This window comes from Arthrobacter sp. ov407, assembly GCF_900102895.1.
GTDB lineage: Bacteria > Actinomycetota > Actinomycetes > Actinomycetales > Micrococcaceae > Arthrobacter.
Map to the genome: position 1 here is coordinate 234,325 of NZ_FNGD01000008.1, position 13,304 is coordinate 247,628.

The window sequence follows — 13,304 nt, forward strand, 5'->3', positions numbered from 1 at the left end:
GAAAACGCTGGCCACGGCCCATTTGGGGTTTGTGAGAAGCTAGGGGAGTGAACGACATCCTCCCCATTATTCTGCCCATTCTCGCTGTCCTGGTGGTCATCGGTGTGCTGATCCCGGTGCTCATGAAGACCCGGAAGAACACCAAGACCTATACCGGCACACGTGACGCAAACGACCCCGTGCAGGCCCCGGGAGCCGGAACCCTTGTGGAGGACCGTTCCGCCCCGGCGCCGGCGCCGGGAAGGACGTCGCCGGACGCCGTCGAGCTCGAAGGACCAACGGTCGAGGTGCCGGACGACGCAGCCGGCCTGGAAACCGTGCCGGTGGAAACCCCGCTTCCGGTGGCCGGACGACTCATCCGGCTGCGCGAGCGGCTGGTCAAGTCCAACAACATCCTGGGCAAGGGACTCCTGGCCCTGCTCTCGGCGGACAAGATCGATGAAAACGTCTGGGACGAGGTCGAGGAAACCCTCCTGCTGGCCGATCTCGGCACCGAACCGACCATGCAGCTCGTGGACGCGCTCCGCGAACGCGTCAAGGTGATCGGTACGCGGGACCCTGAGCACGTCAAGGCCCTGCTCCGCGAGGAACTCATCAAGCTCGTGGACCCCACCATGGATCGGAGCCTGAATGTCGAGCGCCACGACAGCAAGCCCGCTGTCATGATGGTGGTCGGCGTCAACGGCGTCGGCAAGACCACCACCGTGGGCAAGCTCGCCCGCGTGCTCGTGGCCGAAGACAAGGACGTGCTGCTGGGCGCTGCCGACACCTTCCGCGCCGCCGCCTCCGAGCAACTGGCCACGTGGGGCCAACGAGTAGGCGTGCCCACCGTGAAGTCGGACATCGACGGCGCGGACCCGGCGTCGGTGGCCTACGAGGCCGTCAAGGCCGGCATCGACCAGGAAGTCGACGTCGTCATGATCGACACCGCGGGGCGCCTGCAGAACAAGGTGGGCCTGATGGACGAGCTCAGCAAGGTTAAGCGGGTCATCGAAAAGCTCGCCGAGGTGGACGAGGTGCTGCTGGTCCTGGACGCCACCACCGGCCAGAACGGACTCAACCAGGCCCGGGTGTTCTCCGAGGTGGTGAACATCACCGGGATCGTCCTGACCAAGCTGGACGGCACCGCCAAGGGCGGGATCGTCGTCGCCATCCAGAAGTCCCTCGGCGTCCCGGTCAAGCTGATCGGCCTGGGCGAAGGCGCCGACGACCTCGCGCCGTTCGACGCCGAAGGCTTCGTGGATGCCCTGCTGAACTGATATGTAGGGTTTCTAGCACGCACCGGTGGCGGCACCGCCGCAGCTCAGGCGCCCTTCGCGGCCGGGCGGCGGAACGTTTCGCGGGCCGGCAACCACACGGCGGCGGCGGCCAGCAGCATGCCGCCCGTGACCCCGAAGGCCCAGCCGTAGCCCAGGCGGTCCGCCAGCAGCCCGGCCACCACGGGTCCGACGATCGCGCCGCTGTCCGAGGCCATCTGGAAGACGGCCAGGACGCGGCCGCCGGAGCGCTCGTTGCCGATCACGTCGGCGATGGCGGCCTGCTGGGCCGGTCCGAGCAGGCCGGAGCCGATCCCGGCGCAAGCGGAGGCGAGCAGGAACCAGGGCAGCTGGTGTGTGAACCCGATGGCCGCCGTGGCCGTGCCGGTGACCACCAGCCCGGTCAGCAGGAGCGGCTTGCGGCCCAGGCTGTCGGCGAGCCGGCCGGAGAACGTCAGGGCCACCGCGTTTCCGCCCGCGAAGACCGCCAGGGCCCAGCCGGCCGATTCCGGCCCCGCGCCGAGGGCCACGACGGCGAAGAGCGGCACTGTGGCCATCCGCACGCCGAAGGTGGCCCAGCCGTTGGCAAAGCTCGAAAACAGGCCGGCACGGTAGGCACTGTCCCGCAGCGCGTCCTTCAGTTCCATCGCCGGGGCTGTCGCGCCGGGCTGCCGCGATGCGGCCGGTACATGGCTGAGCTGGGTCTGCACGACCAGGGCCGCCAGCACCAGGGCCGCCGCGTAGGCCAGGAACGGCACCCGCAGGCCGAAGTTGGCGAGCAGCCCGCCGACGATCGGGCCGCAGACGTTGCCGATCAGGAAGGCGGAGGCATAGGCCCCGGAGACCCGGCCGCGGCTTTCCGGCGGCGCGAGCCGGACCACGAGCGCCATGGACGCCACAGTGAACATCACCGAACCCGCCCCGCCCAGGCCGCGGAAAACCAGCAACTGCCAGTAGTTCTGGGCGAAGGCACAGGCCGCCGTCGACGCGGCCACGATCAGCAGCCCGGCCACGTAGACGGGCCGTTCGCCCAACTTCACGATCAGGGTGCCGGCGGCCGGGGCGAAGACAAGGCGCATGAACGCGAAGATGCTCACGATGACTGCCGCCGCCGTCGCGCCGACGTCGAACGTGGTGGCGAACTGGGGAAGAACCGGTGCCACGAGGCCAAAACCGATCGCGATCAGGAAGGCCGCAACCAGCATCACCTTGATGTCCCGGGGCAACCCGGAACCCCCCGGGGCCGGTGAGGGCGCCTGGGCTGCGGCGTCGCCGACGGGGCGGGAGGTGTTGCTCATAATGCGTTCGTCCTTGGGCAGATGCGGCCCGCTGGCGGCGGGTCCTTCAAGCTCGGAATTAATCCGATGAAACATAACCGTAACAAGTGTGAGATGCACCATTTACGTCCGGGAGGTTCTTGTAACAACCCGGCAATGTAAATCCTCCGCCAGCGAAACACAGCCCCGCGAAACTCGATGTAGAACGCAAATAATGCGTTGGGACCGGCGGACTACCCCGCACCTATTGCAAGAGAGGACGTAGACCATGGAACTCACCGCAGGTCTCGTTTGGCTCCTGGTCGCCGCGGCACTCGTGCTGTTCATGACCCCGGGCCTGGCATTCTTCTACGGCGGCATGACGCGCGCCAAGTCGGCTTTGAACATGATGATGATGAGCTTCGTCGCCATTGGAACCGTGAGCATCATGTGGATCCTGTGGGGCGCCTCGATGGCTACGAGCAACGAAGACAACTTCTACCAGATCTTCGCCAACCCGTTCAGCCACTTCGGCCTGCACGGCTTCACCGAACCGGCTGATCTGCTCAAGGTCGGCTACGCGGCCACCTTCGCCATCATCACGGTGGCCCTGATCTCCGGAGCAGTCGCCGACCGCGCCAAGTTCTCCGCCTGGGTGGTCTTCACCCCCATCTGGGCCACCCTTGTCTACGCGCCGATGGCCTTCATGGTCTGGGGCGGCGGACTCTTCTCCGCCAGTGGCTGGTTCGGCCAGACGTTCGCGCCGGTCATCGACTTCGCCGGCGGCACCGTGGTCCACATCAACGCCGGCGTCGCGGGCCTCATCCTGGTCCTGATCATCGGTAACCGCAAGGGCTTCGGCAAGGACCCGAACCACCGCCCGCACAACGTTCCGTTCGTCATGCTCGGCGCCGCAATCCTGTGGTTCGGTTGGTTCGGCTTCAACGCCGGTGCCGCTGCCACTGTGGAGCAGGCCGGTCTGATCTGGATCAACACCCTGGCCGCCCCGGCCGCCGCCATGCTCGGCTGGCTCGCCGTGGAACGCTTCCGCGACGGCCACCCGACCTCGCTCGGTGCCGCCTCCGGCGTGGTGGCAGGCCTGGTCGCCATCACTCCGGCCTGCGCCAACGTCTCCCCGCTGGGTGCGATCGCCCTCGGCGTCGCTGCCGGTGTGGCCTCCGCGCTCGCCGTCGGCCTGAAGTTCAAGTTCGGCTACGACGACTCGCTCGACGTCGTCGGCGTCCACCTCGTCTCCGGCGTGATCGGCACCGTGGCCATCGGTTTCCTGGCCACCCCGAGCCAGGGCGCGGCGGGCCTGTTCTACGGCGGCGGCACCACGCAGCTGGTCGCCCAGAGCCTCGCGGCACTGATGGCCATCGTCTTCACCGCCGTGATGACGTTCATCATCGCCTTCCCGATCCACAAGCTCATGGGCTTCCGGGTCTCCCAGGAACAGGAAGTCGTCGGCGTGGACCTGAGCCTGCACGCCGAGACCGCCTACGAGTTCGGCGTCGGCGGGCACGGCGGCAGCTTCCAGCCGCTGCACGAACTGATCACGGGCAAGCCGATGGGCGGCGAGCCGCAGGAAGAAACAGTCTCCGCAGCCGAGGTGGACGCCGCGTCCAACGGCAAGCAGAACGCAACAGGTAAGGAAAGTGTGGAGGCATGAAACTGATCACGGCAATCGTCCGACCGGAAAAGCTTGAGGCTATTCGCGAAGGCCTGGAAGCCTATGGTGTGCAGGGCCTCACGGTCAGCGCAGCCAGCGGCTACGGCCGGCAGCGCGGCTACACCGAGGTGTACCGCGGGGCCGAGTACAACGTGGATCTCCTGCCAAAGATCCGGGTAGAAGTCCTGGCCACCGACGAACAGGCGGATGACATCCTGGATGTCATCATCGCCAGTTCGAACACCGGCCGGGCCGGGGACGGCAAGGTCTGGACCATGGATGTGTTCGAGGCTGTCAGGGTCCGCACCGGAGAGCGCGGTTCGGCAGCGATCTGAGTTGATCCCCGCTCCGCCCCACCGGAAAGCGCTACTGACACCGCGGCGCTTGCGCTGACACAGCGGGCCGGATGCCCCAAAAGGCATCCGACCCGCTTTGTCGTCCCTGCTGCTGCGCCCGTTTTGCGCTGGTGCTACGCCGGTGCCGCTCCCGGCCAGCCCTCCGGCCCCGGGGTCCCGGCCGGATATTCCTCCAGCGGGACATGTCCGGCGGTCCAGGACTTCAGCACCGGCGCCAAGATGCGCCAGCAGTCCTCGGCGGTGTCTGCCCGCACCGAGAGCAGCGGATCGCCGGCCAGGACGCCCTCCAGCACTTCACCGTAGGGGAGGAGTCCGGAAGCGCTCAGCTCGGCCTGCAATGTGGCCCGGTCCAGGCTCAAGACATCGCCCGGGCCGTTCACGTCGACGTCGAACTGCAGCGTGTCCGGGCCAAATCCAATCCGCAGCTGGTTGGGGGCGTCCACGCCGGTGAACCCCTTCGGCAGGTGCGGCACCGGCCGGAAGGTCACCACGGCCTCCTTGCGTTTTGTGCCCAGCGCCTTGCCCGAGCGCAGGGTGAACGGAACGCCCTGCCAGCGCCAGTTGTCGATCTCCACCTGCACCTCGGCGAGGGTCTCGGTGCCCCTGGACGCGTCCACGCCGTCCTCCCGGGCATAGTCCGGAATTTTCCGGCTGTTGATCGAACCGGCGGTGTACCGTGCCCGGCGGGTGTTTTGGCGATACGGGGCCTTGACGCTGCTGGCCCGCAGCACGGTGGCCACAGCATCGCGGAGGTCGCGTTCGTCCACTGACGCCGGCGGCTCGATTGCCATGAGGGCCATGATCTGAAGCAGATGGCTCTGGATCATGTCGCGGAGGGCGCCGGCGCCGTCGTAGTAGCGGGCGCGGCCTTCGAGGGCGAGGTCCTCGTCGAAAATGATCTCGATCTTTTCGATGTGCTGCCGGTTCCACACCGGCTCCAGGAAGGTGTTCGCGAAGCGCAGGCCAAGGATGTTCAGGACGGTTGCCTTGCCGAGGAAGTGGTCCACCCGGTGAATGTGGTCCTCCGGGACCAGCCCGGCCAGTGTCTTGTTCAGGTGCCGTGCGGAGTGTTCGTCCGAGCCGAACGGCTTCTCCATGACGAGCCGGGTGCCGGCGGGCACGTCCTCCGGAGCCAGCGCCTCGCACGCGAGCTGGCTGACGCGCGGCGGCAGGGCGAAGTAGACGGCCACGGGGCCCTCCAGCTGCGCGAGCAGCCCCGCGAGCTCGCCTTCGGCCGTGACATCGAGCTGGTGGTAGGCGCTCTCCTGGCGGATCCGCTTGAGTTCCCGCTTGCCGTGGGCATCGGCCTGGGAGTCCTCGTCCGCGAAGGACTCCTCGATCCGGCCCAGCCACTGCTCCGGCGTCCAGGGGTCCGATCCCGCTCCGGCCAGGGTGAGTCCGTCGGCGCGGCCCCGGGCCACCAGGCGGGCCAGCCCCGGTAACAGGAGCCTGCCCGTAAGATCGCCGGAGGCGCCCAGGATGAGCAGGGTTTTTACAGTTGTTTGGCTGGTCACCTAAGCCAGCATGCCATCTTGAAGGCTCATCTTGGTACCCTAGATAGTCGAGTCCTGTTGTCGAGGCGGTTCGTTCAGGCGAACACAAGTCGCGACGCTGGCGTGCCGCACCGGCCGCCACCTGTAGATCCACTGAAAGAAGTGCACGGCGCGTGTTCAATTCACTCTCTGACCGGTTGACAGCAACCTTCAAGAATCTGCGTGGCAAAGGCCGCCTGACCGAGGCGGACGTTGACGCCACAGTCCGCGAGATCCGGCGTGCCCTTCTGGACGCCGATGTCGCCGTGCCCGTGGTCCGGGAGTTCACCGGCCGCGTGCGCGAGCGTGCCCTCGGCGTGGAGGTCTCCGGCGCGCTGAACCCGAGCCAGCAGATCGTGAAGATCGTCAACGAGGAGCTCGTGGAGATCCTCGGCGGCGAGACCCGCCGGATCCGCCTCGCCAAGACCGGCCCCACCATCATCATGCTCGCCGGCCTCCAGGGTGCCGGCAAGACCACCCTCGCCGGCAAGCTCTCCAGGTACCTCAAGGCCCAGGGCCACAGCCCCATGCTGGTCGCCTGCGACCTGCAGCGCCCGAACGCGGTCACCCAGCTGCAGGTGGTCGGCCAGCGCGCCGGCGTGCCCGTGTTCGCCCCGCACCCGGGCGCCACGTCCACCGAGCTGGACCACCCTGCCGGCGACCCGGTCGCCGTCGCCCGTGCCGGCGTCGAGGAAGCCAAGCGCACCCTCCACGACGTCGTGATCGTTGACACCGCCGGCCGTCTCGGCATCGACGCCGACATGATGGAGCAGGCGCGCCAGATCCGCCGGGCGATCGTCCCGAACGAAGTCCTGTACGTGATCGACGCCATGATCGGCCAGGACGCCGTCAACACGGCCATGGCCTTCGATGAGGGCGTCAACTTTACCGGCGTCGTGCTCTCCAAGCTCGACGGCGACGCCCGCGGCGGTGCCGCGCTCTCCGTCACATCCGTGACCGGCAAGCCGGTCATGTTCGCGTCCACCGGCGAAGGCCTGGACGACTTCGAGCTCTTCCACCCGGACCGCATGGCCTCGCGCATCCTCGACATGGGTGACGTCCTCACCCTGATCGAGCAGGCCGAAAAGTCCTGGGACAAGGATGAAGCCGCCCGGATGGCGAAGAAGTTCGCCGACCAGGAAGACTTCACCCTGGATGACTTCCTCTCCCAGATGCAGCAGATCCGCAACATGGGCTCCATGAAGAAAATGCTCATGATGATGCCCGGTGCGCAGAACATCCGCCAGCAGCTGGAGCAGTTCGACGAGCGCGAGATCGACCGCGTCGAGGCCATTGTCCGGTCCATGACCCCGCACGAGCGCGTGGCTCCGAAGATCATCAACGGCTCCCGCCGGGCCCGCATTGCCCGCGGTTCCGGCGTGCACGTCTCCGAGGTCAACGGACTGCTGGAGCGCTTCGCCCAGGCCCAGAAGATGATGAAGAAGATGGCCGGCGGCGGCGGGATGCCCGGAATGCCGGGGATGCCCGGCATGGGCGGCGGGGGTGGTGCTCGAAAGGGCGCCAAGACCGCGCCCAAGAAGAAGGCCCGCTCCGGCAACCCGGCCAAGGCTGCGCAGGAACTGCGCGACGCCGAGGCCCGCCGTGCCGCCGGCCCCAAGGCGCTGCCCACCGGAGCGTCGTTCGGCCAGCAGGGCGGCGACTTCGATCCGTCCCAGCTGAACCTGCCCAAGGGCTTCGACAAGTTCCTTGGCGGCAGCAAGTAGCCGCAGCTGCTGGCAGCCGCCGGGACTGTGTCGCCGGCGGCATCAGCACTGAAGTGCCATAGGGTTAGACAATGTTCAAGCAGCGCGTAGTCTTCGTCCACGGGGCTGGCAGTTTCGGTGCCGCCGCGTGGCCAAAGCAGCACGGAATGGCGCTGGACTACGACGCCCTGTTCCTGCGGCGGCACGGGTTCGACGCCGTCGCGGAACCGCTCGAATCGGACTTCGCCGCCGACGCCGCAATCGTGCTCGCGTCGCTGGCAGATGACGGCCGCGGCGAGGCCGGCGGGCATGTGGTGGCCCATTCGCAGGGCGCGATCGCCGCGATGATGGCCGCCGTCGAGCGCCCCGACCTCGTCCAGTCGCTGACCCTGGTGGAACCGGCCTGCCTGTCCTTGACCGCGGAGCTCCCGGCCACCGCCGCGCACCGGGCGCTCATGCAGCCGCTCTTCGACGTCCGGCACAACCTCAACGACGACGACTTCCAGCGGGAGTTCATCCGCCGCGCGTTCGCGGCCGACGCCCCCGGCGCCACAACGCCGGAAGCCCTCCGGGCGGCGCGCCGGCTCCGCCTGCAGGCGCCGCCGTGGGACGCCCCGCTGCAGATCGTGCCGGGCGTGCCGACGCTGGTCCTGACCGGCGGCTGGGAACCGCTGTATGAGGAAATCGCCCGCTACCTGCGCGAGACCGGTGCCCTGCACCGCACGGCGCCGGGAGGGCACCGGCCCCAGGATTCAACCGACGGGGACCGGGCCATCCGCTCGTATATTGCCGAGGTCAGCAGGCGCCAGCACGCCCGGGCGTCCTGACCGGGCGTCCTAAGTGGCTGCCGGGCCTCCCACGGCGGGCTCCGGCAAGTAGACCTTGCCGCCCGAGGCAAGGAACTCATTGCTCTTCGCCTGCATTCCCGCCGCCATCTGCGCCAGGGCCGCCTGCGAATCAGCTGAACCGTATTCGTCCCGGATGTCCTGGCTGATCCGCATGGAGCAGAACTTGGGACCGCACATCGAACAGAAGTGGGCCGTCTTGGCCGGCTCCGCGGGAAGCGTCTCATCGTGGAAAGCCTCGGCCGTCACCGGATCCAGGGACAGCGCGAACTGGTCCCGCCAGCGGAACTCAAACCGCGCCTTGGACAGGGCGTCGTCGCGTTCGTGGGCGCCGGGGTGGCCCTTGGCGAGGTCGGCGGCATGGGCCGCGATCTTGTAGGTGATCACGCCCGTCTTCACGTCGTCCTTGTTGGGCAGCCCCAGGTGTTCCTTGGGTGTGACGTAGCAGAGCATGGCGGTGCCGTAGCGGGCAATCTCCGTGGCGCCGATCGCCGAGGTGATGTGGTCGTAGCCCGGAGCGACATCGGTGACCAGCGGCCCGAGCGTATAGAACGGGGCGCCCTTGCAGAGTTCCTGCTGGCGCTCCACGTTTTCCCGGACGAGGTGGAAGGGCACGTGCCCGGGGCCCTCCACCATGACCTGCACATCGAACTCCCAGGCCCGCTGCGTGAGCTCGGCCAGGGTGTCCAGTTCGGCGAACTGCGCCGCGTCGTTGGCGTCCGCCGTCGCGCCCGGCCGCAGCCCGTCACCTAGGGAGAACGCGACGTCGTACTTCGCGAAAATCTCGCACAGCTCGTCGAAGTGCGTGTAGAGGAAGTTCTCCTGGTGGTGCGCCAGGCACCAGCCGGCCATGATGGAACCGCCGCGGGACACGATGCCGGTGACCCGGTTGGCCGTCAGGGGCACATAGCGCAGCAGCACCCCGGCGTGGATGGTCATGTAGTCCACGCCCTGCTCGCACTGCTCGATCACGGTGTCGCGGAAGATCTCCCAGGTCAGGGCGTTCGCCTCACCGTTGACCTTCTCCAGCGCCTGGTAGATCGGGACCGTGCCGATGGGGACGGGGGAGTTGCGGATGATCCACTCGCGCGTCGTGTGGATGTCGTCCCCGGTGGAGAGGTCCATGACGGTGTCCGCGCCCCATTGCGTGGCCCACTGGAGTTTGTCGACCTCCTCGGCGATGGAACTGGTCACGGCGGAGTTGCCGATGTTGGCGTTGATTTTCACCAGGAACGCCTTGCCGATGATCATCGGCTCGGATTCGGGGTGGTTGACGTTGTTGGGAATGATCGCCCGGCCCGCGGCCACCTCGCTGCGCACCAGCTCCACATCGCAGTTCTCGCGCAGCGCGACGAACCGCATTTCCTGGGTGATCACGCCGTCCCGGGCGTAGCGCATCTGTGTGACGGTCCTGCCCTCAACCGCGCGGCGCGGCACCGGGCGTCCGCCCCGCCACTCGGCCGACGCCGCACCGCGGCGCACCGCCGACTTGCCGTCGTCGAGCAGCTCCCGTTCCCGGCCGGCGTAGGTTTCGGTGTCCGCCCTGGCCTCAATCCAGGGCGCCCGGAACGGCTCCAGCCCGCGGACCGGATCGCTGCCCGGGCCGGCCGTGCGGTAGACCCGGAACGGAGGGTTCGGGACGCCGCCCGGTGAGGGTTCCAGGGCAATCTCCGTCACCGGGACGCGGATGCCATGGTCCGGGTCCGTGGTGAAGGCCAGCGAGTGGGACTTCAGTGACTGCGTGCTGGCTGCTGACTGATTTTGGACAGGGCTGTGCTGCGTCAATTGGGTATTCACGAAAATACTCACTTCCTTCGCCGGCATTACCCGGACAGGTTCAACGGTCGCAGGCTGCGTCAGCCCGATCTCAGCCCCTGCAGGGGGCACCCGTGTGGTCGTAGACGAAGCTACCACGCACCTGTTGATGGCTGTCGAGTATGACGCGGCCGGCGGATCCTCATGCGGACTAGGCTTTAGGCCATGACCGGCATCATTGAGTTCAGCGGCCCCATCCTCACAGCGGCGAACCAGGAACGCCGCGGGCTCTGGTCCGTGGACGGCCTGCTGACCTTCCGCCGTCCGGCCGCCGCGCCGGACCTCGTGCTGGACGGCTGGGTCATTCCCGGACTCGTGGACGCACACTGCCACATCGGCCTGGGCCCCGGCGGGGACGTTTCCGAGGACACCGCGGAAGCCCAGGCCCTGGCGGACCGCGACGCCGGGACGCTGCTGGTCCGCGACGCCGGCGCCGTCCACGACACCCGCTGGCTCCAGCAGCGCGCGGACCTTCCCCGGCTCATCCGCTCCGGCCGGCACCTCGCCAGGACCCGGCGCTACCTGCCGGGGCTGGCCGTCGAGGTCGAACCGGAGGATCTCGTCGAGGCCGTGCGGAAGCAGGCCCGCGCAGGCGACGGCTGGGTCAAGCTCGTGGGGGACTGGATCGACCGCGACGCCGGCGACCTCGCCGCCAGCTTTCCCGCCCGGACAATCAAGGACGCCGTCCGGGCCGCCCACGACGAGGGGGCCCGCGTCACCGCACACTGCTTCGCCGAAGACACCCTGGATGACATGCTCGACGCCGGGATCGACTGCATCGAGCACGCCACCGGGCTGCTGCCCCGGCACCTGCCGCGCTTCCTCGAGCAGGGCGTCCCGATTGTGCCCACCCTGATCAACATCGCCACGTTCCCGGACATCGCCGCCCGGGCGGAGGCGAAGTTCCCCCGCTACGCCGCCCACATGCGCTCGCTGTGGGAGCGGCGGGCCGAACGGGTGCTCGAAGCCCACGAGGCGGGGGTGGCGACCTATGCCGGCACCGATGCCGGCAGCGTGATCAGCCACGGCCGGATCGTGGACGAGATCCAGGCACTGCACGCCGCCGGCCTTCCCGCCGCAGCCGCCCTCGACGCCGCGAGCTGGTCCGCGCGGACGTGGCTCGGCGCGGAGTCCATCTGTGAAGGGGCAAGCGCGGATGTCCTCGTCACGGCCGAGGATCCGCGGAACCAACCGGCCACGCTGCGCCAGCTCAAGCACATCGTGTTGCGCGGGCTGCCGGTGCAGCGGGAACCAGGCCGGTCATTAGGAATAAATTGAAGCTTCAAGTAATTTATCTTTATGAAGGGTCATCGAACGACGGTGGCCGCCGAAGCATCGGAGCGATGAAATGACCGCAGAAGCCAGCACCCAGGACCTCCTTCCTGCCGAACTCACCATGGGCACTGTGATGCTCAAGGTCGGCGACATGAAGCTCATGACCGACTACTACCAGCGCGCCCTCGGGCTGGAGACTGTGGCCGAACAGGACGGCGGGCTCTACCTTGGGCGCCAGCAGAAGCCGCTGGTCCACCTTGCGCCCGCCCCTGGGCTAAACCTTCCTTCCCGCGGCGAGGCCGGGCTCTTCCATACCGCCCTCCTCTTCGAGGACCAGCACTCCCTGGCGGCCACCATTGCCAGCGCTGCCCAGTACGAGCCCCAGTCCTTCACCGGCAGCGCGGATCACCTCGTCAGTGAGGCCTTCTACTTCAACGACCCGGAAGGCAACGGCATCGAGCTCTACTGGGACCGGCCGCGGGAGGCCTGGTCCTGGGAGGGCAAGAACGTCGTCATGGACAGCCTCGCCCTGCCGCCGCAGCGCTACCTGCAGCAGTACCTGACCGAGGAGTCCGTGACCGGCCAGCGCCAGGCTGCCGCCGGCGTCGGGCACGTCCACCTGCAGGTGGGCGACGTCCAGTCGGCGCATGAGTTCTATGTCGGCACGCTCGGCTTCGAGAAGACCGCGGGCTGGCACGGCCAGGCGCTGTTCGTCTCGGCCGGCGGCTACCACCACCACATGGCCATGAACGTCTGGAACAGCCGCGGCGCGGGCCCCCGGCGCGACACGCTGGGCCTGGGCGAGGTGCTCATCGAAGTGCCGACCGGTGACGACGTCGCCGCCCTGGCCGACCGGCTCAAGGTCGCCGGCGTCGACTCGCACCACACCGGGGCCGAGCTGCGCTTCGAGGACCCGTGGCGCAACCGGATCCGCGTTGCCGTGCGCTAAGTGCACGCTGTTTTGCTGAGCATGTCCCGCGTTCAAAGTTCCCCGCTGGACATGCCCAACATTCGCGGGCAGGACTTCGGAACATGTCCAACTGTCGTAGCCGGGAATGGACATAGCTGCCGTATGTCCATTGCTCACGGGCGGGGGAGGGCATGTCCACTGTTCGCTGAGAGGACCGCTGGGCATGTCCACTGTTCGCTGAGAGGACCGCTGGGCATGTCCAATTGTGGCAGCCGGGAATGGACATAGCGGCCCTATGTCCATTGCTCAAGGTTCGGGGAGGGCATGTCCATTGCTCACGGTGAACTGGTCCCCGAAAGTTGGACTGGCCAAATAAGATCCTAGGCCGCGAGGGCCTGGGCCCGGTATTGCGCCGGGCTCAGGCCCTTGAGCTTTGTTGAGATTCTTTCGGTGTTGTACCAGCGGATGTATTCGTGCAGTGCCTCTGCCAGTGCGTCGGTGCTGAGGAACCGGACATGGTGGAAGAGCTCTTCCTTGAGGTGACCGAAGAAGTTCTCCATCACCGCGTTGTCGTAGCAGTTGCCCCTGCGGGACATCGATTGAACCGCGCCGGCGCCCTCCAGAAGAACGCGCCAGGAGACGTGCCGGTACTGGAAGCCCTGATCCGAATGCACCAGCGGCTGCTGT

The 13,304-nt window shown here is 67.7% G+C and carries 11 protein-coding genes and 1 riboswitch; of the genes, 7 read left to right on the top strand and 4 right to left on the bottom strand.

The window, feature by feature from the left end:
* The first annotated feature begins 47 nt into the window (after positions 1-47).
* Entirely contained in the window at positions 48-1,259 is a 1,212-nt protein-coding gene (ftsY, locus tag BLS42_RS12615) for a signal recognition particle-docking protein FtsY (protein ID WP_090581637.1), read from the top strand.
* Positions 1,260-1,303: 44 nt separating this feature from the next.
* Here ftsY and BLS42_RS12620 read toward each other — a convergent pair whose 3' ends face one another.
* Positions 1,304-2,554: an MFS transporter gene (locus BLS42_RS12620; RefSeq protein ID WP_176803387.1), complete on the bottom strand. Its 1,251-nt coding sequence runs from the start codon at positions 2,552-2,554 to the stop codon at positions 1,304-1,306.
* 247 nt (positions 2,555-2,801) lie between these two features.
* Between BLS42_RS12620 and BLS42_RS12625 the strand changes: the two genes are divergently transcribed.
* Together BLS42_RS12625 and BLS42_RS12630 are read left to right on the top strand one after the other, a co-directional pair.
* Positions 2,802-4,181 (top strand): ammonium transporter, encoded by a 1,380-nt coding sequence (locus BLS42_RS12625; protein WP_090581639.1) that lies wholly within the window; start codon positions 2,802-2,804, stop codon positions 4,179-4,181.
* Positions 4,178-4,516: a P-II family nitrogen regulator gene (locus BLS42_RS12630; protein ID WP_028276847.1), complete on the top strand. Its 339-nt coding sequence runs from the start codon at positions 4,178-4,180 to the stop codon at positions 4,514-4,516. The genes BLS42_RS12625 and BLS42_RS12630 overlap by 4 nt, the downstream gene beginning before the upstream one ends.
* 134 nt (positions 4,517-4,650) lie before the next feature.
* On the opposite strand, the gene BLS42_RS12635 is transcribed toward BLS42_RS12630, so the two are convergent.
* Complete coding sequence (locus BLS42_RS12635; protein ID WP_090581640.1) at positions 4,651-6,051, bottom strand: glucose-6-phosphate dehydrogenase; 1,401 nt, start codon at positions 6,049-6,051, stop codon at positions 4,651-4,653.
* Between the two features lie 152 nt (positions 6,052-6,203).
* Between BLS42_RS12635 and ffh the strand changes: the two genes are divergently transcribed.
* Both ffh and BLS42_RS12645 read left to right on the top strand, forming a co-directional pair.
* Positions 6,204-7,793 (top strand): signal recognition particle protein, encoded by a 1,590-nt coding sequence (gene ffh / locus BLS42_RS12640; RefSeq protein WP_090581643.1) that lies wholly within the window; start codon positions 6,204-6,206, stop codon positions 7,791-7,793.
* Positions 7,794-7,864: 71 nt separating this feature from the next.
* The gene (locus BLS42_RS12645; RefSeq protein WP_090581645.1) at positions 7,865-8,599 is read left to right on the top strand and encodes an alpha/beta fold hydrolase; all 735 of its coding nucleotides are present in this window, start codon (positions 7,865-7,867) and stop codon (positions 8,597-8,599) included.
* Positions 8,600-8,608: 9 nt separating this feature from the next.
* Here the strand turns inward: BLS42_RS12645 and thiC are convergent, their stop codons facing one another.
* Positions 8,609-10,414 (bottom strand): phosphomethylpyrimidine synthase ThiC, encoded by a 1,806-nt coding sequence (gene thiC / locus BLS42_RS12650; protein ID WP_090581647.1) that lies wholly within the window; start codon positions 10,412-10,414, stop codon positions 8,609-8,611.
* A riboswitch (TPP riboswitch) is annotated at positions 10,410-10,518 on the bottom strand. (Overlaps the previous gene by 5 nt.)
* A gap of 79 nt (positions 10,519-10,597) precedes the next feature.
* Here thiC and BLS42_RS12655 point away from each other — a divergent pair.
* Together BLS42_RS12655 and BLS42_RS12660 are read left to right on the top strand one after the other, a co-directional pair.
* Positions 10,598-11,710: an amidohydrolase family protein gene (locus BLS42_RS12655; protein WP_090581649.1), complete on the top strand. Its 1,113-nt coding sequence runs from the start codon at positions 10,598-10,600 to the stop codon at positions 11,708-11,710.
* 70 nt (positions 11,711-11,780) lie between these two features.
* Positions 11,781-12,656, top strand: coding sequence for a VOC family protein (locus tag BLS42_RS12660; protein ID WP_090581651.1), 876 nt, complete (start codon positions 11,781-11,783; stop codon positions 12,654-12,656).
* Positions 12,657-12,997: 341 nt separating this feature from the next.
* Here the strand turns inward: BLS42_RS12660 and BLS42_RS12665 are convergent.
* Positions 12,998-13,304, bottom strand: a 307-nt coding sequence (locus tag BLS42_RS12665; protein WP_143019189.1) for an IS3 family transposase, incomplete at its 5' end; no start/stop codon positions are given.

Bases quoted from the DNA above. Each gene is read 5' to 3' on its own strand.
- BLS42_RS12620 (WP_176803387.1), bottom strand. From the start codon at position 2,554: ATGAGCAACACCTCCCGCCCCGTCGGCGACGCCGCAGCCCAGGCGCCC.
- BLS42_RS12625 (WP_090581639.1), top strand. From the start codon at position 2,802: ATGGAACTCACCGCAGGTCTCGTTTGGCTCCTGGTCGCCGCGGCACTC.
- BLS42_RS12630 (WP_028276847.1), top strand. From the start codon at position 4,178: ATGAAACTGATCACGGCAATCGTCCGACCGGAAAAGCTTGAGGCTATT.
- BLS42_RS12645 (WP_090581645.1), top strand. From the start codon at position 7,865: ATGTTCAAGCAGCGCGTAGTCTTCGTCCACGGGGCTGGCAGTTTCGGT.
- BLS42_RS12655 (WP_090581649.1), top strand. From the start codon at position 10,598: ATGACCGGCATCATTGAGTTCAGCGGCCCCATCCTCACAGCGGCGAAC.
- BLS42_RS12660 (WP_090581651.1), top strand. From the start codon at position 11,781: ATGACCGCAGAAGCCAGCACCCAGGACCTCCTTCCTGCCGAACTCACC.